Consider the following 19,883-nt stretch of genomic DNA (forward strand, 5'->3'; position numbering starts at 1 on the left):
GCCGCCGTTAGTGATTCTACCGGTCAAGCAACATCCCGTTTTTTAAACGTAACAAAGCTTACTGCAAGAAACAAGATCAAATAGGCGGCGATCACCACGGAGGAGAAGGTTAACGTCATGCCCGGCATCGGCGGATTCCCGTTTAGGTATACCGTTAAATCGGCGTTGGCGAAGATGAGATACTTGGCGAAGGCGTATCTCGAAAGCAAGGCCACCACCAGTTCCTCCAGCACAACAATGAACATGCCGATCCCAATTGTCGCTCCTGTCGAACGAGTCAGAATGCTTACTAGAAAAGTGATCGTAACGTAAACAACGGTATAAATGAACTGATACAAGGCGCTGGTTAGAACTTCGCTCCAGCCGATTCCCTGCACGCTGGCAGATCCGAATCCGTAGATCAGCCCGCCGCCCAACAGGGCAATCGCCAGTGAAAAGACGAAGAGAGACATCGTGAACAGCAGCACAGCCACGTATTTAGAGGCCAAGATACGGCTGCGACTTTGCGAGCGGATCAGCAGCAGCTTGATCGTCCCCAGACTGTGCTCCTTCGCCACAATCCCTGCGGTACAAATAATGACCAGCAAGGTCATCATTTGACCTAAGCCGTTTCGGGACATGGCCATTAACGCAAAATCCAGGAACCCTACCGACTGCTGCGAGAAAGTGTGCATCATGTACAGCATCCCGGCAATCGACGCGGCGATCAGCGTATAAGGGACGATAAAGCTGTCCTTCTTGGACATCTTAAGCCATTCGTTCACAACAAGCGGTGTAAATTTACGCAATTTGGTTTCCTCCCGTCCATTTCAAGAATTCGTCTTCCAACGATTGCTTAACTTCTTCGATCCGGTAGATGGCGATCCCTTCGCTGCCCAGCGCGCCAACGACGCGTGGGATATAGCTGTCGCGTACGGCGACCGTCACTTCGCCCCGTTCCGGAGACATCCCCAGCAGGCGGATTTCTTCCATCCGGATGAGTCGGGCTTTCGCCGCTTCGGCATCGCTGACCCGGAACGTCACGTTCACCCGTTCCTCGGTTTTCTCTGCCGCCTCACCTAGGGCGCGTTCGGTCACGAACTTCCCTTCCTGAATGACGACCACGCGGCTGCACATCAGCTCCATTTCGGCCAGCAAATGGCTGGAGACCAGCACAGCAATCCCTTCCTCGACCGCAACGCGCTTCAGATAGTCGCGCATTTCCCGAATCCCGGCCGGATCCAGCCCGTTGGTCGGCTCATCGAGAATCAGAATCGACGGCCGATGCAATAAAGCCTGCGCGATGCCCAGGCGCTGACGCATGCCTAGCGAGTACGCTTTTACACGTTTTTTCATCGCCTTCTCCAAGCCTACCAGCCGGGTGACCTCCTGAATCCGCTCCTCCGTAATCCCTTCGCTCATTCGCGCGTACTGCTTCAGATTGTCATATCCGGTCATGTACGGGTAAAACTCCGGATTCTCAATAATCGCGCCAACGTGGGCGATCGCTTGGGTGAAATGATTCCGGATACTAAATCCTTTGATCTGGACATCGCCCTCCGTCATTCCGATCAGACCCACGATCATCCGAATCGTGGTCGTCTTCCCTGCACCGTTAGGTCCGAGCAGACCCACAATTTCTCCCCGTCGAATTTCGAAAGACAGCTTATCAACAATCCGTTTGCTGCCAATCGCCTTCGTCACCTGTTGTACCGACAAGACGACCGGCTCTTGTCCCTGCTCTTGTCCCTGCAATTTCGCCGCATCCGCTCCAAAGCCCGGGGCGACATTTTCAATAGACTGATGCTGCACGTTCACTTTATTCACTCCTTTTGATCGATGCTCTGAAATGTGATACTGGAATGCCATGTACCTGAATGCGAGTTCTTGATTGTGCTACGTTTCGATTCCATGGTTTCGAGTCGTTGTATTAGTGTTATAGTTAAATAGTACACTGGGTCATTGATATTGTCAACACTAACGGAACGTAGAGACGTTATTTGTCATTTCCCGCGGCATTTCCCGAGCTAACGGAACAGGGAGACCTTATTTTGGGAAAAAGCGGCCAATCCAGCGGCTTCCCGTTCAAATAGCGCTCCTGGGTTCCGTTAGAAATGGATGAGGGCCTTGTGACCTACGAATAAGGTCCGTACGTTCCGTTACAGTCACGTTCCCGATCCAGACCTCCATGCATACCAAAAAGCCCTCCCCGACCAAAGTCGAAGAGGGCTGCTCGCCTCTAAATTTTTTCGCTTCCAGCTTATATCAGCAAATTAAACAAATTCAAATCCCGATTCAGCTCGGTATATACGATGCCTTTCGCGGACATGCGCCCGATCAATGGTTCGTAATCCGCTTTGTCGCTCAGCTCGATGCCAACCAAGGCCGGGCCGTTCTCTTTGTTGTGCTTCTTCGTGTACTCGAACCGCGTGATGTCGTCGTTTGGCCCCAGCACCTCTTCCAAGAATTCGCGAAGCGCTCCGGCCCGCTGCGGGAAATTAATCAAGAAATAGTGCTTCAGCCCTTCATAGATCAGTGACCGTTCCTTCATTTCCTGCATCCGGTCGATGTCGTTGTTACCGCCGCTGATGACACAGACCACCGTCTTCCCGCGGATTTGGTCACGGTACATATCGAGTGCCGAGACTGGCAACGCCCCTGCTGGTTCTACAACGATGGCACTATCGTTGTAGAGCTCCAAAATCGTCGTACATGCCTTGCCTTCCGGAACCTGAACGATGTCGTCCAGGAGGTTGGCGCAAATTTCGTAATTCAAATCGCCAACCCGCTTCACCGCCGCGCCGTCCACAAATTTATCGATCGATTCCAGCGTGACAACCTGCTTCTGCCTTAACGCTTCCGTCATGGACGCCGCACCGGACGGTTCAACGCCGATGATCTTCGTATCAGGGCTTACCGTCTTCAAGTAAGTCCCGATGCCCGACACCAACCCGCCGCCGCCGATGGTGACGAAGACGTAATCCGCCGGTGTAGTCAGGCTTTCCATAATCTCCATGCCGATCGTCCCGTTCCCGGCAACAATCTTCGGATCGTCAAACGGGTGAATGAACGTCATCCCGCCTTCCTGGCAGGCTTTCATCGCCTCCGCATAAGCATCATCGTAGGTGTCACCGATCAGAACGACCTCCACATGCTCGCCGCCAAATCTTTTGACCTGCTTGATTTTCTGGTTCGGTGTCGTGCTGGGCATATAGATTTTCCCTTGAATGCCTAGCGCATTGCAGGAGAACGCTACGCCCTGCGCATGGTTGCCGGCGCTCGCGCACACGATTCCGCGCTTCAGATCTTCGGGCTGCAGGCTGCGAATCATGTTGTACGCCCCACGGATCTTGAAGGAGCGCACGACCTGCAGATCCTCCCTTTTTAAATACACATTGCATTCATATCTAGCCGATAACGTTGCGTCGAGCTGCAACGGAGTTCGGATGACCACTTCCTTCAGCACGTGATGCGCTTTGACGATGTCTTCCATGCCTACCGTTTGTCGTTCCGCCTGATTCATCTATTTCTCCTCGCTTTAACTGAGTTCTCTCATTCTAATAAAGGTACACCTGAAACCGCCTCCGGTTCAAGTTATTTTGTACAGTCAGGGAAACGCCCCTCCGTACGGGCAAATGCTCCCGGCTCGGAAGGGCGTTTACGTTCGAACCTATAGCTTAACGTTTCTTTGGTATTAGACGGTCATCGGTATGACCTTTCGAGTTCGTCTCTTGGGACAGCTCGGTCAGCTCCCATTCCATCGTGCCGTACACGGGGTCGGAAGGGAACTCCTCGCCTTTTTGCAAATAGACTTCCCGTCCCAGCTCATCCCGGTAAACGCCGTCGACTTCCACTTCTTCGCGCGAGACCGGTAGCATTTCCTTCATTTTGTCGCTCATGATGATGCCGCCTCCCATTCGAGTATTACAGGGACTCAGAAGAAAATCCCCAATATCCCTTAACATGCTCGAAAGGGCAGCGGATTATCCTTGACGGATCATCTCACTAGACGAGCGCCTTCGCGGCAATATCCGACCGTTGATGCTTGCCCTCGAACGTAATGAGGTTCGCTGCCTCATAGGCTTTGTCCCGGGCTTCGGCAATCGATTGTCCCAGGCCAACCACGCCAAGCACACGCCCGCCGTTCGTGACCCACTCGCCTGCTTCGTTCTTCGACGTGCCGGCATGGAACACCAACGCCCCTGCAGCCTGCGCTTCCTCCAGCCCGCGGATCGGCAGGCCCTTCGGATAGAAAGCCGGATAACCGCCGGAGGCCAGCACAACGCAAACCGCCGCTTCCTCGCTCCACTCGATATCTACTTGATCCAACGTCCCATTTACCGCTGCCAAGAAAATCTCCAGCAGATCACTCTTCAAACGCGGCAGAACAACCTGGGTTTCCGGATCGCCAAAACGGGCGTTAAATTCGATTGTCTTCGGTTTGCCGTCCGGCGTAATCATCAACCCCGCAAACAGCACGCCGCGGAACGGCCGGCCTTCCGCAACCATGGCCTTCGCGGTTGGTTTGATGATCGTTTCGATAGCCTCTTCGATAATCGAATCCGCGATATGCGGCAACGGGGAGTAGGTTCCCATGCCGCCGGTGTTCGGGCCTTTGTCACCGTCATACACCTGCTTGTGGTCTTGCGCCGCAACCATAGGACGGACGGTTTCCCCGTCGACAAACGACAGGATCGACATTTCCTGTCCTTCAAGAAACTCCTCGATCACGACCTGGCTGCCGGATTCGCCAAACACTTTGTCAACCATGATGTTCTTTAGAGCTGTTTCCGCCTCTTCGCGAGTGAAGGCGACCGTTACACCTTTGCCTGCGGCAAGCCCGTCCGCTTTAATCACGATTGGCACCGGACGGCTTTGGAGATACTTAAGCGCCTGCTCGTACTTGTCGAACTTTTCGTATGCGGCGGTCGGAATGTTGTATTTTTTCAATAGATCCTTCATAAACGTCTTGCTGCCCTCGATATGCGCAGCATTCTTACGCGGACCAAATACCGGGATGTTCTTGGCTTCGAATACATCCACGATGCCGTCTGCGAGCGGATCGTCCGGACCTACGACGACCAGGCCCACACGCTTCTCCTCCGCAAAAGCCGCCAGCTTATCGAATTCGTTCACCTGAATCGGCACCAGCTCGGCGATTTGTCCGATCCCCGCGTTCCCCGGAGCGCAATAAATCTTATCGGCCTTCGGGCTTTTCGCCAGGCTCCAGCAGATCGCGTGCTCACGCCCTCCGGCGCCAATCACCAAAATATCCATAGTCTCCTCCCTCGCTTCTGAATAGTTAGTTAACTAAATGAAATAACTTGAAATTCTACTGTTAATTTTGCACCTTACCCGCATTTGAACGAAACTAACTGGAAAATGTACCGCTAATTTAAGCTCAAAACGTTGATGAAGGCATTTTCGCTCAAATTAACGGCAGGTTTTACAGTTAAGTAGGCAAAATCAAGCGTTACGGCTGAAATAACAGTAGGTTTTACAGCTATTTGCCCACGCACGTTTGTGCGTCTGCGAAAAGACGGCAGGCCGCCGCAGCGGTCTGCCGTTTGCCTTTAACCTAGTGTTTGAAATGGCGCACGCCGGTGAAGACCATCGCGATGCCGTGCTCGTTGGCAACTTTGATGGACTCCTCGTCCTTCACGGAGCCGCCCGGTTGGATAATCGCCGTGATCCCGGCTTTGGCAGCCGCTTCGACCGTGTCGCCCATCGGGAAGAACGCGTCCGACGCCAAGACGCTGCCTTTCGCTTTCTCTCCCGCTTGCTCGATCGCGATCTTCGCTGCACCTACGCGGTTCATTTGCCCCGCGCCAACGCCAATGGTCATATCGTCCTTCGCCAAGACAATCGCGTTCGACTTCACATGTTTAACCACTTTCCAGCCAAACAGCAGCTGTTTCAACTCTTCTTCGGTTGGCTTGCGATCGGTTACGACCGTCAAGTCGGACTCTTTCAGCGTATGCACATCGCTTTCTTGCACGACCATCCCGCCGTCGATCGAGGTGACAACAAACTGGCTGCTGCGGCTCGCGCCCAGCTCCAGTCCGCCAAGCTTCAGCAGACGGAGGTTTTTCTTCTTCGTAAGAATCTCCAGCGCTTCTTCCGTGAAGCCTGGCGCCAAAATAATCTCCAGGAAAATCTCCTTCATCAGCATCGCCGTATCTGCATCAATGATGCGGTTGGCAGCGACGATCCCGCCGAAGATCGATACCGGATCGGCCTCGTACGCTTTCTTGTAAGCTTCCAATACGCTGGCGCCCACGCTAACGCCGCAAGGATTCATATGCTTGACCGCGACGACCGCCGGCTCGTCAAATTCCTTAACGATTTGCAGCGCCGCGTTCGCATCGTTGATGTTATTATAGGAAAGCTCCTTGCCGTGGAGTTGCTCTGCATTCGTCAGCGTGTCCGCTGCTGCCAACGGTTTGCGGTAAAACGCCGCTTTTTGATGCGGATTTTCGCCATAACGCAAATCTTGAATTTTCTCGTAGGTGACCGTGAAACGCTCTGGCAACGGATCACCCGTCACCTTCGACAAGTAATCGGAGATCAAGGCATCGTATGCCGCCGTATGGCGGAAAACTTTGGCCGCAAGCCGTTTACGCGTTTCAAATGTCGTATCGCCGCCCGCACGCACTTCTTCAAGCACGGTTCCATAGTCAGCTGCGTCGACTACAACGGTGACAAACGCATGGTTTTTCGCAGCCGAACGAAGCATCGTAGGCCCGCCGATGTCGATATTTTCGATGGCGTCCTCATAGGTGACGTCCGGTTTCGCGATCGTTTCTTGGAACGGGTACAGGTTGACGATCACCAGGTCGATATAATCCAATCCCAGTTCCTTCATCTGTGCTTGGTGCTCCTCGCTGTCGCGCACCGCCAGCAGCCCGCTATGCACGGCAGGATGCAGCGTTTTAACGCGTCCGTCGAGGATTTCCGGGAACCCGGTGACATCGGAAATTCCGATCACCGGTACGCCTTCCTTCGCCAGCAGGTTTTTTGTGCCCCCCGTCGAAATGATTTCCACACCCAGCTGCGACAGCTCGCGGCAAAAATCCACGATACCTGTTTTATCCGACACGCTTACGAGCGCTCTTTTCATACTCACAATCGGCTCCTCCTTTATTTTGGCGAATCCTGCCCCCGATATTTCTCGGGAAATATCGAAACCCTGCATCTGTTCTAAAAGCTATCCGATAATCCTGAAAACTCCTGTAGACAAGCGTTTTTTCGGCGCTGTCTATTCCGACAGAATCGTCACTTTTCTTCCTTCCACGCGCACGCGGTTCTTCGCGAACCACGACACGACCTGCGGATATAAGCGCCCTTCGGCCGCATGGATCTTGGCTTCGAGCGATTCCAGCGTATCGTCCGCCGTAATCTCCACCGCCGCCTGAGCAACCACTGCGCCGGTGTCCATGCCGCCGTCAACCAAATGAACCGTAACTCCCGTCATTTTTACGCCGTAGTCCCAAGCCTGCCCAATCGCATTTTTTCCCGGAAAAGCCGGCAGTAACGATGGATGAATATTAATCATGCGCCCGGCGTACGGCTCAACCAACACCGAAGTGAGCAACCGCATGTATCCGGCCAGCACAACCAAATCGATTTGGCGCTTGTCCAGCTCGGCAGCAATTTCCGCCTCATAATCTTCTCGACGCGCATAGGCCTTCGGGTCAAAAAGATAGCATTCCACGCCGGCTTGGCGGGCCCGTTCGACGACAAAGGCCTGCGGCTTATCGCAAACGAGCAACACTATCTCAGCGTCCAGCTCGCCCGACCGCGTCGCGTCGAGCAAATTCTGAAAATTACTGCCGTTCCCCGAGGCAAACACGGCAATCCGGTATTTCGCTCCCATTAGACATCCGCTCCTGCAAAAGTCACGACCCGCTGTCCTTCCGTCACTTTACCGATCACGTAAGGCGTTTCTCCTGCTTGTTCCAACGTAGCGACCGCAGCCTCAGCCTGATCCTCCGCCACAACAATCACGAGCCCGACGCCCATGTTAAACGTCGTAAACATATCGCGGTTGCTCACGTTCCCTGTCTTCTGCAGCAAGTCGAAGATCGGCAAAATCGGCCAAGACCCGTAGTTGATCTCCACGTTTACGCCTTCCGGCAGAACGCGAGGGATATTCTCGATGAAGCCGCCGCCCGTAATGTGAGCCATCCCCTTCACATCCACCTGCTCCAGCAGGGACAATACCGGCTTCACATACAGCTTGGTTGGCGTGAGCAACACGTCGCCCAACGACTCCCCGCCTAACTCCGGCAGCTTGTCGGTCAATGCGTAGCCCGCTTCTTCCAGCAAGAGCTTGCGAACCAGCGAGAACCCGTTGCTGTGCACGCCGCTGGACGCCAGACCAATCACCGTGTCGCCAGGGGTAATGCGGCTGCCGTTTACGATCTTGCTCTTGTCAACGACACCCACCGTAAACCCGGCGATGTCGTACTCGCCTTCACTGTACATGCCCGGCATCTCAGCGGTCTCGCCGCCGATCAATGCGCAGCCCGACCTACTGCAGCCTTCCGCGATGCCGGCGACAATGGCCTCGATTTTTTCAGGGACAACCTTATCGCACGCCAAATAATCGAGGAAAAAGAGCGGCTCCGCCCCCTGCACGACGATATCGTTTACGCACATCGCTACCGCATCGATGCCGATCGTATCGTGCTTATCCATCGCAAAGGCAATTTTCAGCTTCGTGCCCACGCCGTCCGTTCCCGACACGAGCACCGGCTCCGCGTACTTGTCCTTGTTCAATCCGAACAAAGCGCCAAATCCGCCAAGATCGGTCATCACTTCCGGCCGGAACGTCCGTTTGACGTGCTTTTTCATGCGCTCTACCGCTTCATTCCCGGCTGCGATATCGACGCCGGCTTTCTTATATGCTTCAGACACGAGAGGGACCCACTCCTTTAACTTTTTGAACACGAGGAAACCATTTATCCAATCAATTCATCACGTGAAATAAGTCGAATCTACGCAAAACACCCGTCACGAGTCGGATGGCACAAGACACGAATCGCTAAACGCTAACGAATTCAGCAAGTGCACCCAAACTTCTCTTCCCCGTCGAAATCCGTCCGGGTCGGATAATCGTTGTCGAAGCAGGCCATGCAGAGGCCGCCCTTGTAGTCCGTCGCGTTATCCCCGCCCACCGCCTGGATCAGCCCCTGCGGGCTGAGAAACTCCAGCGAATCGGCATTGATCTCCTTGCAGATCTCTTCCACCGATTTGTAGGAGGCGATCAGCTCACCGCGATCCGGCGTATCGATGCCGTAGAAGCAAGGGTTCTTGAACGGCGGCGAGGTGATGCGGACATGCACCTCCGTCGCGCCGGCTTCGCGCAGCAGATTGACGATCCGTCGCGAGGTCGTGCCGCGAACGATCGAATCGTCGATCATCACAACGCGCTTGCCTTCTACAACGCGGCGCACCGCGCTCAGCTTCATCTTTACGCCTTGCTCACGCAGCTCTTGGCTTGGTTGAATGAACGTGCGGCCAGTGTATTTATTTTTGATCAAGCCCAGCTCGTAAGGGATGCCGGTCTGCTCCGCATAGCCAATCGCGGCGGAAATACTGGAGTCCGGAACGCCGGTGACCACATCTGCGTCGACAAAAGACTCCTGCGCCATCACCTGCCCCATCCGCTTGCGGCTGGCATGCAGGTTCGAGCCGTTCATGTCGCTGTCAGGACGCGCGAAGTAAATGTACTCCATCGCGCACAACGCCTTCCGCTCCGGCTCGGCATAACGCTCCTCGCGGAGGCCGTCCTTATCCAGCACCAGCATTTCACCGGGCTGGATTTCGCGAATCGTCTCCGCGCCAACGACCTCGAACGCGCACGTCTCGGACGAGAACAGGTACGCGTTGCCTAGCCGCCCCATCACAAGCGGGCGCAAGCCGTTCGGATCGCTGGCCACGATCAGCTTGTCGTTCGTCAGCAGCAGGAAAGCGAAGCCTCCAACCAGCTGACGAAGGGCGTCCTTTGCCGCCTCGACGAAATCCTTCGGCGAGCGGGCGATCAAGTGCGCGATCACTTCCGTATCGCTGGTCGTTTGAAAGATCGAGCCGCTTTGCTCGAGCTGGCGGCGGATTTTCGGCGCATTCACGATGTTGCCGTTCGTTGCCACTGCCAGATCGCCGTCGCGGTATTTGAAGATCAGCGGCTGCGCGTTCGTTAGCTTGCTGTCTCCGCTCGTCGAATAGCGGACGTGGCCGATCGAACGGTCCCCGCGCAGCGAAGCCAGCTTGTCGCGGTCGAACACTTCCTTAACCAGGCCCATACCGCGGTGGTAATGAAAGTCCTCCCCATCGGTGGCGCAGATTCCCGCGCTTTCTTCCCCCCGGTGCTGCAACGCGTGCAGTCCGTAGTAGGACAGCGAGGCGGCTTCAGCATGACCAAATACGCCAAACACGCCGCATTCCTCGCGTAACGTATCAAACGGATCCGCATGCCCCGCCCCTTCGTTATAGTAGTCTCCGGTCCAAAGTCTCTGCGCTGGTTTTATTGCATCAGACATGGAATGACATCCTCCCAGACGCGTTTCAGCTGTTCCACCGGCTTGCTCAGAACCTCCGTTCCGTTTACAGCAATGCTCAGTTCCGATCCTTCCACGACCCCGATCCGCGCCGCAGGCACGCCGCGTTCCGCGAGCAGCTTCTCCAGCGCCTCCGCCTTCTCCGGCGAAGCCGACAGCAGAATCCGAGACTGCGATTCGCTGAACAGCGCAAAGTCAGGGCGCAGCTCGCTGGCGATATCAACCTTGGCGCCAATTCCGCCGCTGATGCACGATTCAGCCAACGCAACCGCGAGGCCGCCTTCGGACAAGTCGTGCGCCGAACGCACCAGCCCGCCTTGGATCGCTTCCAGCACGGCGCCAAGCAGCTTTTTCTCCACCTCTAAATCAAGCTGTGGCGGACGGCCTTCTACAACGCCATGTACGACCGCCTGGAATTCGCTGCCGCCGAGTTCCGCTTTCGTCTCACCCAGCAGGAACACGACATCCCCGGCCGATTTAAAGTCTTGGGTCGTAATATGATCGGTATCGTGCACCAGCCCAACCATGCCTACAACTGGCGTTGGGTAGATGGCGCCTTTGGCGTTCTCATTGTACAAGCTGACGTTCCCGCCGATAACTGGAGTGTCCAGCACGCGGCAAGCTTCCGCCATCCCATCAACTGCCCGTTCCATCTGCCAGAAAATATCCGGTTTCTCCGGGCTGCCAAAATTCAGGTTGTCGGTGATTGCCAGAGGCTCTGCGCCGGAGCAAACGATGTTGCGCGCCGCTTCGCTGACCGCAATCCGTCCGCCCACTTCCGGATCCAGGTACACGAACCGTCCGTTGCAGTCGGTCGTCATCGCCAGCGCCTTGCGCGTGCCGTGAACGGTGACCACTGCAGCGTCCGAACCCGGACGAACCGCCGTACTCGTGCGGACCATGTAATCGTATTGGTTGTACACCCACGCTTTACTTGCGACCGAAGGCGAAGACAGCACTTTCTCCAGCGCCGCGCCCAAATCGCGAACTTCTTCGTAGCGGGTGGTGTCGACCGATTCATTTTGCACATAATAAGCAGGAACTGCCGAAGGCTTCTCATAGATTGGACATTCGTCCACCAGCGCCTTCACCGGCATATCGCCGACCAGCTCGCCATGATGGAACAGCTTCAGACGGCCGTCGTCCGTAACTTTACCAACCTTCGCACAGATGACGCCCCAACGCTCAAAAATCTCCCGCGCCTTCGCCTCATCCTTCGGCTCAACGACGAACAGCATCCGCTCCTGCGATTCCGACAGCATCATTTCATAAGCCGTCATGCCTTCCTCGCGTTGCGGCACCTCGTCCAGGTACAGCTCCAGACCGTTGCCGGCTTTGCTGGCCATTTCCGCGCTGGAGCAGGTCAAGCCTGCTGCACCCATGTCCTGGATCCCCAGCACGATACCGCTGTCGATCAATTCAAGACAAGCCTCCATGACGAGCTTCTCCATGAACGGGTCACCCACTTGCACCGCCGTCCGCTTCGCTTCGGATTCCTCCGTCAGCTCCTCCGAAGCAAACGTAGCGCCATGGATGCCGTCCCGGCCCGTTGGCGGCCCTACGTAAAACACCGGATTGCCGACTCCTTTCGCAACCCCGCGTTGGATTTTGTCATGGTCGATCAGCCCGACGCACATCGCATTGACCAGCGGATTGCCTTCGTAGCTCTCGTCGAACACCACTTCCCCGCCAACCGTCGGAATGCCGATGCAGTTGCCGTAGCCCGCGATCCCGGATACGACATGCTCGAACAGATATTTCACGCGCTCGCTTTCCAGCTTGCCAAATCGCAAGGAGTTCAGCAACGCCACAGGTCTTGCCCCCATGGAAAAAATATCGCGAATAATCCCGCCCACGCCTGTTGCGGCGCCTTGATACGGCTCCACGGCCGAGGGGTGATTATGACTTTCGATTTTAAAGACAACCGCTTGGTTGTCGCCGATATCCACGATCCCGGCGCCTTCGCCTGGGCCCATCAGCACGCGCGGGCCGCTGGTTGGAAACCGCCGCAGCAGCGGCTTCGAGTTTTTGTAGGCGCAGTGCTCGGACCACATGACGCTAAACACGCCAATTTCCGTATAATTCGGCTTCCGCCCAAGGAATCCGCAAATCAGTTCGTATTCGCTGTCGGAAACGCCCATCTGTTTGTAAATTTTCTGCTCTGCAATTTGTTCTGCACTTGGTTCCTTAGCGGACACTTGCTGACTCATGCCGATCCCTCCAAGCTTTCAAAATGGATGTAAACATCTTCTTGCCGTCCGTCGAACCCAGCAAATCGCTGACCGCCCGCTCCGGGTGCGGCATCATGCCGACGACGTTTCCGCGTTCGTTGGAAATGCCGGCGATGTCGTCCACCGAGCCGTTCGGATTTTGAACATACCGGAAAATAATTTGGTTATTCCGCTTCAACTGCTCCAAAGTCGCTTCATCGCAATAATAGTTGCCTTCGCCATGCGCGATTGGAATCGTAATCACTTCACCCTTCGCATAGAGCGACGTAAACGGATTTTCGTTGTTCTCCACGCGCAGCTCGGTGTCATGGCAACGGAATTTCAGCGACATGTTGCGGCGCAGCGTGCCTGGCAACAGTCCAGCTTCCGTTAGGATTTGGAATCCGTTGCAAATCCCCAGCACGTATTTACCTTCCTCCGCAGCCTTGGCCACTTCCGCCATGACCGGTGCAAAACGGGAGATCGCCCCGCACCGCAGGTAGTCGCCGTAGGAGAACCCGCCGGGAACTAGGATGCAGTCGTAAGCAGACAAATCGGTGGCCGTATGCCACACATAGTCAACCGGTTCGCCCAACGTCTCTTCCACCGCTTTATAACAGTCGATATCGCAGTTGGAACCGGGGAATACGAGTACCGCGAATTTCATAGTTTAAGCCTCCAATTCAAAGCGGTAGTCTTCTACCACCGTATTGGCCAACAGCTTCTCGCACATCGCTTTCACCCGAGCTTCCGCTTCGAAGCGATCGTTCGTGTCGAGCGTCAGCTCCATATATTTACCGATGCGGACGCTGTCCACCTCTCTGAACCCCATGGAATGGAGCGCCCCTTGAACGGCTACCCCCTGCGGGTCAAGTACGCTTTGCTTGATCGTGACATAAACGCTCGCTTTAATCATGTTCCTCGTGTTCCTCCTAAGTTTGGACTTGTGCGGCACGGCCGCTTGGTTTCTGGATGGGATGTAATAATTGCTTTTGGTTTTGCCTGGGTCAGTTCTTACTTTCTGGCTTGCCTTTCTAACTCCAATGCTTTCTTGCTCGCACGCTTGTCTTCTTGCTCCCTAGCTCCTAGCCTCCTGACCAAAAGGGATCATCCTCAAAAGACTGCCAAAGGGCTTATATTCTGGTCCCTCATTCGCTAACTTTCGAATCCCTAACGGACCGCAGCGACGTTATTTACTCATTTCCCGGATATTTCCCCGGCTAAAGGACTTCACAGACGTTATTTGGCCCCATGCAGCAACTAACTAGGCCGCCCCGGTAAAATAAGGGCTCCTCGGTCCGTTACGTCAGTCTTCCCCATATATCTGGATCAATAAGGGCCCTGTGGTCCGTTAGAGCGAAGGGCAATGTTGAGCACAGTCCCTACGCCAACTCTGCTCCAGTCAGCCGCCGGTAAATCTCACGGTACCGACGCGTCGTTGCTTCGACCACCTGCGCTGGGAGCGGGTCTGGTTGGCTCTGCTTATCCCACTCGGAACCGGCGAGATACGTACGCACCGGCTCTTTGTCCATACTGTCGATCTCGATGTCCAGCTCGTAGTTCTCTTTGGCCCAAAATCTCGACGCATCCGGCGTAAACATCTCGTCAATAACAATCAACTTGCCGTCCACCAGCCCGAATTCCAGCTTGCAGTCCGCGAGCAGGATGCCGCGTTCCTCGCAATAATCCCGGGCAAAGGCGTACATCTCCAGGCTGCGGTCCCGCAGCTGTTCAGCCAATTTTTGGCCCACTTTGTCCACCATCTCCGCAAACGAGATATCCTCGTCGTGGCCCACGTCATTTTTCGCCGCCGGCGTAAAAATCGGCTCCGCCAGCTTCGCGTTCTTACGCAGCCCTTCCGGTAGCTGGATGCCGTTGATCGCGCCGATCTTCTCATACTGCCGCCAGCCGCCGCCGGTCACATAGCCGCGCACCACGCATTCAATGTCGATGCGTTCGGCCTTGCGGGTCACCATGATCCGGTTGCGCAACGCCTCGCGATGCTCCGCCGGAATCACGTCCCCAAGCCGGTCCACGTCTGTATGGATCACGTGGTTCTCCAACAGATGCTTCGTCTTGTCAAACCAAAACGCGCTCAGCCGGTTCAGCACGTTCCCCTTGTCCGGCACCGCCGGATCCAGCACGTAATCAAATGCGGAGATGCGGTCCGTGACCACGATCAGATAATGCTCGCCAAGATCGTACAGCTCCCGGACCTTGCCTTTGTACAGCAGCGGGACCTTCACCAAATCCGCTGCGGTGGAAATTGCCGGTACCGCCATGAAGCTTCTCCTCCCCTTATAACCGCTATCAAGCCACTACTCGATTAATCCAAGCTTCCGGAAAATCGTATCGACATGCTTCAGATGCCAGGATGGATCAAATGCGTCTTCAATTTCTTCTTTACTTAAGACGGCGGTAATTTCCGGCGTCTCTTCAATGATGTCGCGGAATTGACGCTGCGTTTCCCATGCCTGCATCGCGCGCGGTTGCACCGTGTCGTAAGCTTGCTCACGGCTGAAGCCTTTGTCGATCAGCTTCGTCATCACGCGGCCGGAGAACGGTACGCCATACGTGCGAGCCATGTTACGCTTCATATTTTCCGGGAACACCGTCAAGTTCTTCACGATATTGCCAAAGCGGTTCAGCATGTAGTTCAGCAGCATCGTAGCGTCTGGCAGAATCACCCGTTCAACCGAAGAGTGGGAAATGTCGCGTTCATGCCACAGCGTTACGTTTTCGTAAGCCGAAATCATATGGCCGCGGATCACGCGGGACAAGCCGGAGATGTTCTCGCAGCCGATCGGGTTGCGTTTATGCGGCATGGCCGAGGAGCCTTTTTGCCCTTTGGCGAAGGCTTCCTCCACCTCGCGGAATTCGCTCTTCTGCAAAGCGCGGATTTCTGTGGCGAACTTGTCGAGCGACGTCGCGATCAAAGCCAAGGTCGCCATATATTCCGCGTGACGATCGCGTTGCAGCGTCTGCGTGGAAATCGGCGCCGGCGTCGTGCCCAGCTTGCGGCAGACAAATTCCTCTACAAACGGATCGATGTTCGCGTAAGTACCAACGGCACCGGAGATTTTTCCGAATTGAACATTCTCCGCTGCACGGCGGAACCGCTCCAGATTCCGTTTCATTTCCTCGTGCCAAAGCGCCATTTTCAGACCAAACGTGGTTGGCTCAGCATGCACACCGTGGGTCCGGCCCATCATTGGGGTATCTTTATAAGCCAAGGCTTTTTCTTTCAAAATATCGATAAAATTCAAAATATCCCGTTCCAAAATCGCATTGGCCTGCTTCAACAAATACCCCAGCGCCGTGTCTACGACGTCGGTCGAGGTCAAGCCATAATGCACCCATTTCCGTTCCGGGCCCAGGCTTTCCGAGACGGCGCGGGTAAACGCGATCACGTCATGGCGGGTTTCCTGCTCGATCTCATAGATCCGGTTGATGTCAAACGAAGCCTTCTCGCGCAGCAGCGCGGCGTCTTCCTTCGGGATCACGCCAAGCTCGGCCCAAGCCTCGCAGGCGCACAACTCCACTTCCAGCCAGGCCTTAAATTTGTTTTCCTCCGTCCAGATCGCTCTCATTTCCGGTCTGCTGTAGCGTTCGATCATTTACATTCATTCCTCCAAATGTTGGTTTGCTCTATCCAACGCAGCCCGTCCTCCACGTTGCGGCAGATCAGGTTGATATGCCCCATCTTCCGTTTGGGAGCGGCTCCGTGCTTTCCATATAAGTGTACTTTGGGGATCACCGGGAATCCAGTTTCGCCGCCGGCTTCGCCAAACCACTGGCCAGTAACAACGGCCTTGCGCACCGCCTCCAAATGCTCGCCCAGGATGTTGACCATCACGACCGGCGTTAACAGCTCCACCGGCCCCAGCGGCAGATTGCAGATCGCCCGGACATGCTGTTCAAATTGGGAGGTCGTGCAGGCCTCCATCGTGTAATGGCCGGAGTTATGCGGTCTTGGCGCCAGCTCATTGACGAACAGCTCACCATCCTCGGTCAGGAACATCTCCACCGCCAGCAGGCCAACGGCTTCCAAGCCTTCGGCGATTCGGGCCGCAAGCCGTTCCGCCTCCCGTTGCACTTGCTCCTCCACGCGGGCCGGCACGATCGACACATGCAAAATATTGTCGACATGAATATTCTCCGCTGCCGGGAACGTCTTTATTTCTCCGCGCGGGCTGCGCGCCGCGATGACCGACAGCTCCTTAACGAACGGGACAAATTGCTCTAGCACGAGCTCCGTCCCGGCCTTACTCAACTCGGCGTAGGCCGGCGCAATTTCGTCCTCGCCGCGAATGACCCATTGACCTTTGCCGTCATATCCGCCGGTGGCCGTCTTCAGCACGGCCGGGAGGCCGAGCCGGGCCACGGCTGCGCGCAATTCCTCCTCGCTGCCGATCTCCGCGTACGGCGCGACCTTCACGCCCGCTGCTTCGATGGCTCGCTTCTCCCGCAGCCGATGCTGAGTCGTATACAGCAATCGGCTGCCTTGGGGCACGTACGACGCTTCTTCCAACAACGCGGCTACGCCAGCGTCGACGTTTTCGAACTCGTACGTGATCACATCGGCCCGCGCCGCAAGTTCACGCGCCGCGGCCTGGTCGTCGTAGCGGGCCACGATCTGCCCCGCTACTTGGCCGCAAGGCGCATCCGGCGTCGGATCCATGGCTACGAACCGGTAGCCAAGGTTGCTCCCGGCCAGCGCCATCATCCGGCCGAGCTGCCCGCCGCCGAGCACGCCGATCGTCGCGCCCGGCGCAATCACCGGGGTGCCATTACCGCCGCCTGCTTTGCCCATCACGCCGCCGCTCATTCCGCCGCTCCCAACTCCGAGCCGCTCTCCAGCACCTCGGCTTTGATCCGGTCGCGGCGCTCCTGCACCCGGCGCATGACCTCGGGGTCAAATGCGCCCAGGATTTGCGCCGCCAGCAGCCCGGCGTTGATCGCCCCGGCTTTGCCGATCGCCACCGTCGCCACCGGGATGCCGCCCGGCATCTGCACGATCGACAGCAGCGAATCGAGCCCGTTCAGCGCGGCCGACTTCACCGGCACGCCGATGACCGGCAGCGTGGTTTTGGCCGCGACCATGCCCGGCAGGTGGGCGGCTCCGCCCGCCCCCGCGATGATGACCTTCAAACCGCGGCCTGCGGCCTGCTCGGCGAATTCGAACATCAAATCCGGGGTGCGGTGCGCGGATACGACATTTTTTTCGTAAGGAATCTGCAGTTCGTCCAAAACGGCACAGGCATGGGACATCGTCTCCCAGTCCGATTTGCTGCCCATGATTACGGCGACTTGTGCTGTCATGCCTCAACCTCCACGTTTATGTTTTCTTGTAAACCTATCTATAGAATGAGCCGAATACGGAAAAGGGCCCCGAACTTCCTGGAAACAATCGAAGATTTCCCGAAATTCGCGGACCCTGCGAAATACGATACCTGCGTGCGGGCAGCCACAGCCGCGCCGCCGGCAACGCAAAGCCCGGTGCTTACAAGCCCAGGCTCATAAAAAGAAGGCTTTCCGTGCGGAGTAGCCTTACCTTCATCACGTATTCGCTCGTAGTCCGAAAATTTACGGTTCTCGGGTAGAAACTTCCGGGCCCTATTCCCGGCATTATACGAGATTATGATGTTCGGCGGCGAGCCGCCTTTCCTCTCCTAGTGTACCAATGGCGGACACATCATGTCAACTCAAATCCGAACATTAATAGAATGTAAAATCCGAATGTTCGTTTTTGAACAATGTCCCTCTAACGCAAAAAAACCTAGCCTGGTATACAGACTAGGGGATCTATCGAATGCGGCTCTGATATCCACGGATGCGGCTCTGGATCTGAAATCTGCCGCACTTAACTGTAAAAAGTACCTTTAATTTCGCCAATCTCCCGCATTTGAAACCAATTAGATGTAAAAGTTACTGTTAATTTGGACCAAAACTCTATAGATCCAATCAAATGATTAAAATAACAGGGGAATTTCCAGCTAAATTGACAAAATCCCGCCGATTCCCCGAAATTAACATTACTTTTTCCAGTTATTTTATCCTCCAGCCTTACGGCCGGGCGGCAACCACCGATATCAGCAGCCTCCAACGGGAAAGCGCCATCCAACTTCATCCGCTCGATATCCAGCGACACCGACATCCAATAACAGTTGCTCCCGCTAACCAATCACCCGTTTCCAATAATCCTCTCATCCGCCCAACTGCTCCTGCACTTCGATAAACAGCACCTGCAGGAACTTCTTAATGTTCACTTTCCCTTTGCTGTTGCCCGGCTCGCGCCCTTCCTCGATCTCCTTCATCTTCAACCGCACATCCTCGAAGTCAAAATAGAGCGGGGCATAATACTCAAACCGGGGATTGCCGTAATCCGTCAAGCCCAGCGAAGCCAGGTTCGTCAGCCCCGCCATCAACGCGCGGCGCAGCCGTTGCTCGATCGCCTTGACCTCCTTGGCGATGTCCTCAGGCTTCGTCTTGTACGTGGCCGCGGTTTGACGATACAACTCCTTCAGCGGCGGCAGATTGCCGCCAGCTTCGCCTCCCCGCTCCAGCAGCAACTCCATGATGGCGATCATATCGCGGCTGCCGCTTTCGCCAATCAAGCCCATATTCATCAGAATCGGTTGGATCGCCTCGCGAACCGTGCGCTTGTTCTGAGCAGCGAGCGGTGCGCTGCGCAAGTCCTCCAGCTTCTTCAGACTCGATTTGATTTCATCTAAATAATGTCCTAACGCATAGCGTTCGTTGATCTTCCGCAGCACCGTCTCCACTTCGATCCGGTTGATCGGCTTGCGGATGAAGAACTCAATCCCGCTTCGGTACGCCCGTCCAACCATATCTTGATTTTCGATCTGGGAGATCATCACGAACCTGGAGCTGCAGCCTTGGGCGCGCAAGGAATCGATCACCTCGATTCCGTCCTGATCGGGCATCAGCAAATCCATCAGCACGATATCCGGCGGCTCGCTTAAAATTTGCCGCACCCCCTCCGCTCCGCCGCCGGCCGTCCCCGTCACCTCGCCCAGACCGCTGTCCTCGATAATGTGCTGCAGCATTTTTCGCGCACTGGCATCATCGTCAACGATACAAAAAGAGAGCGGCATCGGATAACCTCCTC

18 protein-coding genes and 1 riboswitch are annotated in these 19,883 nt (G+C 55.7%); all 18 genes read right to left on the reverse strand.

The annotated features are described in order from the left end of the window. Positions 1-23: 23 nt before the first annotated feature. Positions 24-788, reverse strand: coding sequence for a DUF2705 family protein (locus tag U9M73_RS21500; RefSeq protein ID WP_323079217.1), 765 nt, complete (start codon positions 786-788; stop codon positions 24-26). Continuing rightward, entirely contained in the window at positions 781-1,797 is a 1,017-nt protein-coding gene (locus tag U9M73_RS21505) for an ABC transporter ATP-binding protein (protein ID WP_323079218.1), read from the reverse strand. The genes U9M73_RS21500 and U9M73_RS21505 overlap by 8 nt, the downstream gene beginning before the upstream one ends. Positions 1,798-2,239: 442 nt before the next feature. Continuing rightward, positions 2,240-3,502 carry a threonine ammonia-lyase IlvA gene (gene ilvA / locus U9M73_RS21510; RefSeq protein WP_009224532.1) on the reverse strand — a complete coding sequence of 421 codons (1,263 nt, stop codon included), beginning with the start codon at positions 3,500-3,502 and terminating at the stop codon, positions 2,240-2,242. A gap of 154 nt (positions 3,503-3,656) precedes the next feature. After that, complete coding sequence (locus U9M73_RS21515) at positions 3,657-3,878, reverse strand: hypothetical protein (RefSeq protein ID WP_036644875.1); 222 nt, start codon at positions 3,876-3,878, stop codon at positions 3,657-3,659. Between the two features lie 106 nt (positions 3,879-3,984). Then, positions 3,985-5,256 (reverse strand): phosphoribosylamine--glycine ligase, encoded by a 1,272-nt coding sequence (gene purD, locus U9M73_RS21520; RefSeq protein ID WP_323079220.1) that lies wholly within the window; start codon positions 5,254-5,256, stop codon positions 3,985-3,987. Between the two features lie 301 nt (positions 5,257-5,557). Then, positions 5,558-7,105 (reverse strand): bifunctional phosphoribosylaminoimidazolecarboxamide formyltransferase/IMP cyclohydrolase, encoded by a 1,548-nt coding sequence (gene purH, locus U9M73_RS21525; protein ID WP_323079221.1) that lies wholly within the window; start codon positions 7,103-7,105, stop codon positions 5,558-5,560. A 132-nt stretch (positions 7,106-7,237) separates the two neighbouring features. Next, complete coding sequence (gene purN, locus U9M73_RS21530) at positions 7,238-7,855, reverse strand: phosphoribosylglycinamide formyltransferase (protein WP_323079223.1); 618 nt, start codon at positions 7,853-7,855, stop codon at positions 7,238-7,240. Further along, positions 7,855-8,898 (reverse strand): phosphoribosylformylglycinamidine cyclo-ligase, encoded by a 1,044-nt coding sequence (gene purM, locus U9M73_RS21535; protein ID WP_323079224.1) that lies wholly within the window; start codon positions 8,896-8,898, stop codon positions 7,855-7,857. The genes purN and purM overlap by 1 nt, the downstream gene beginning before the upstream one ends. Positions 8,899-9,041: 143 nt before the next feature. Further along, positions 9,042-10,523 (reverse strand): amidophosphoribosyltransferase, encoded by a 1,482-nt coding sequence (gene purF, locus U9M73_RS21540; RefSeq protein ID WP_260070679.1) that lies wholly within the window; start codon positions 10,521-10,523, stop codon positions 9,042-9,044. Next, entirely contained in the window at positions 10,508-12,751 is a 2,244-nt protein-coding gene (gene purL / locus U9M73_RS21545; protein WP_260070680.1) for a phosphoribosylformylglycinamidine synthase subunit PurL, read from the reverse strand. Before purL ends, purF begins: the two co-directional genes overlap by 16 nt. After that, on the reverse strand, positions 12,729-13,418 hold the full coding sequence (purQ, locus tag U9M73_RS21550; RefSeq protein ID WP_009224524.1) for a phosphoribosylformylglycinamidine synthase subunit PurQ: 690 nt from the start codon (positions 13,416-13,418) through the stop codon (positions 12,729-12,731). The genes purL and purQ overlap by 23 nt, the downstream gene beginning before the upstream one ends. Before the next feature lie 3 nt (positions 13,419-13,421). Next, positions 13,422-13,667: a phosphoribosylformylglycinamidine synthase subunit PurS gene (gene purS, locus U9M73_RS21555; protein WP_009224523.1), complete on the reverse strand. Its 246-nt coding sequence runs from the start codon at positions 13,665-13,667 to the stop codon at positions 13,422-13,424. Positions 13,668-14,133: 466 nt separating this feature from the next. Beyond that, entirely contained in the window at positions 14,134-15,033 is a 900-nt protein-coding gene (locus tag U9M73_RS21560) for a phosphoribosylaminoimidazolesuccinocarboxamide synthase (protein ID WP_323079225.1), read from the reverse strand. 36 nt (positions 15,034-15,069) lie between these two features. Then, complete coding sequence (gene purB, locus U9M73_RS21565) at positions 15,070-16,368, reverse strand: adenylosuccinate lyase (protein WP_009224521.1); 1,299 nt, start codon at positions 16,366-16,368, stop codon at positions 15,070-15,072. After that, complete coding sequence (purK, locus tag U9M73_RS21570; protein WP_009224520.1) at positions 16,365-17,579, reverse strand: 5-(carboxyamino)imidazole ribonucleotide synthase; 1,215 nt, start codon at positions 17,577-17,579, stop codon at positions 16,365-16,367. The genes purB and purK overlap by 4 nt, the downstream gene beginning before the upstream one ends. Next, complete coding sequence (gene purE, locus U9M73_RS21575) at positions 17,576-18,073, reverse strand: 5-(carboxyamino)imidazole ribonucleotide mutase (RefSeq protein ID WP_260070681.1); 498 nt, start codon at positions 18,071-18,073, stop codon at positions 17,576-17,578. The genes purK and purE overlap by 4 nt, the downstream gene beginning before the upstream one ends. Positions 18,074-18,305: 232 nt before the next feature. Beyond that, positions 18,306-18,407: riboswitch (purine riboswitch) on the reverse strand. Positions 18,408-18,614: 207 nt separating this feature from the next. Beyond that, entirely contained in the window at positions 18,615-18,908 is a 294-nt protein-coding gene (locus U9M73_RS21580; protein WP_323079227.1) for a hypothetical protein, read from the reverse strand. A gap of 49 nt (positions 18,909-18,957) precedes the next feature. After that, positions 18,958-19,869, reverse strand: a complete 912-nt coding sequence (locus U9M73_RS21585) for a response regulator (RefSeq protein WP_323079228.1) — start codon at positions 19,867-19,869, stop codon at positions 18,958-18,960. Between the last annotated feature and the right edge of the window lie 14 nt (positions 19,870-19,883).

This window comes from Paenibacillus phoenicis (assembly GCF_034718895.1).
Taxonomy (GTDB): Bacteria; Bacillota; Bacilli; order Paenibacillales; family Paenibacillaceae; genus Fontibacillus; species Fontibacillus phoenicis.

Excerpts from the sequence above, each read along its gene's own strand:
- ilvA (WP_009224532.1), bottom strand. The coding sequence starts at position 3,502 with ATGAATCAGGCGGAACGACAAACGGTAGGCATGGAAGACATCGTCAAA.
- U9M73_RS21515 (WP_036644875.1), bottom strand. The coding sequence starts at position 3,878 with ATGAGCGACAAAATGAAGGAAATGCTACCGGTCTCGCGCGAAGAAGTG.
- purD (WP_323079220.1), bottom strand. The coding sequence starts at position 5,256 with ATGGATATTTTGGTGATTGGCGCCGGAGGGCGTGAGCACGCGATCTGC.
- purN (WP_323079223.1), bottom strand. The coding sequence starts at position 7,855 with ATGGGAGCGAAATACCGGATTGCCGTGTTTGCCTCGGGGAACGGCAGT.
- purF (WP_260070679.1), bottom strand. The coding sequence starts at position 10,523 with ATGTCTGATGCAATAAAACCAGCGCAGAGACTTTGGACCGGAGACTAC.
- purL (WP_260070680.1), bottom strand. The coding sequence starts at position 12,751 with ATGAGTCAGCAAGTGTCCGCTAAGGAACCAAGTGCAGAACAAATTGCA.
- purQ (WP_009224524.1), bottom strand. The coding sequence starts at position 13,418 with ATGAAATTCGCGGTACTCGTATTCCCCGGTTCCAACTGCGATATCGAC.
- purS (WP_009224523.1), bottom strand. The coding sequence starts at position 13,667 with ATGATTAAAGCGAGCGTTTATGTCACGATCAAGCAAAGCGTACTTGAC.
- U9M73_RS21560 (WP_323079225.1), bottom strand. The coding sequence starts at position 15,033 with ATGGCGGTACCGGCAATTTCCACCGCAGCGGATTTGGTGAAGGTCCCG.
- purB (WP_009224521.1), bottom strand. The coding sequence starts at position 16,368 with ATGATCGAACGCTACAGCAGACCGGAAATGAGAGCGATCTGGACGGAG.
- purK (WP_009224520.1), bottom strand. The coding sequence starts at position 17,579 with ATGAGCGGCGGCGTGATGGGCAAAGCAGGCGGCGGTAATGGCACCCCG.
- purE (WP_260070681.1), bottom strand. The coding sequence starts at position 18,073 with ATGACAGCACAAGTCGCCGTAATCATGGGCAGCAAATCGGACTGGGAG.
- U9M73_RS21580 (WP_323079227.1), bottom strand. The coding sequence starts at position 18,908 with ATGTCGGTGTCGCTGGATATCGAGCGGATGAAGTTGGATGGCGCTTTC.
- U9M73_RS21585 (WP_323079228.1), bottom strand. The coding sequence starts at position 19,869 with ATGCCGCTCTCTTTTTGTATCGTTGACGATGATGCCAGTGCGCGAAAA.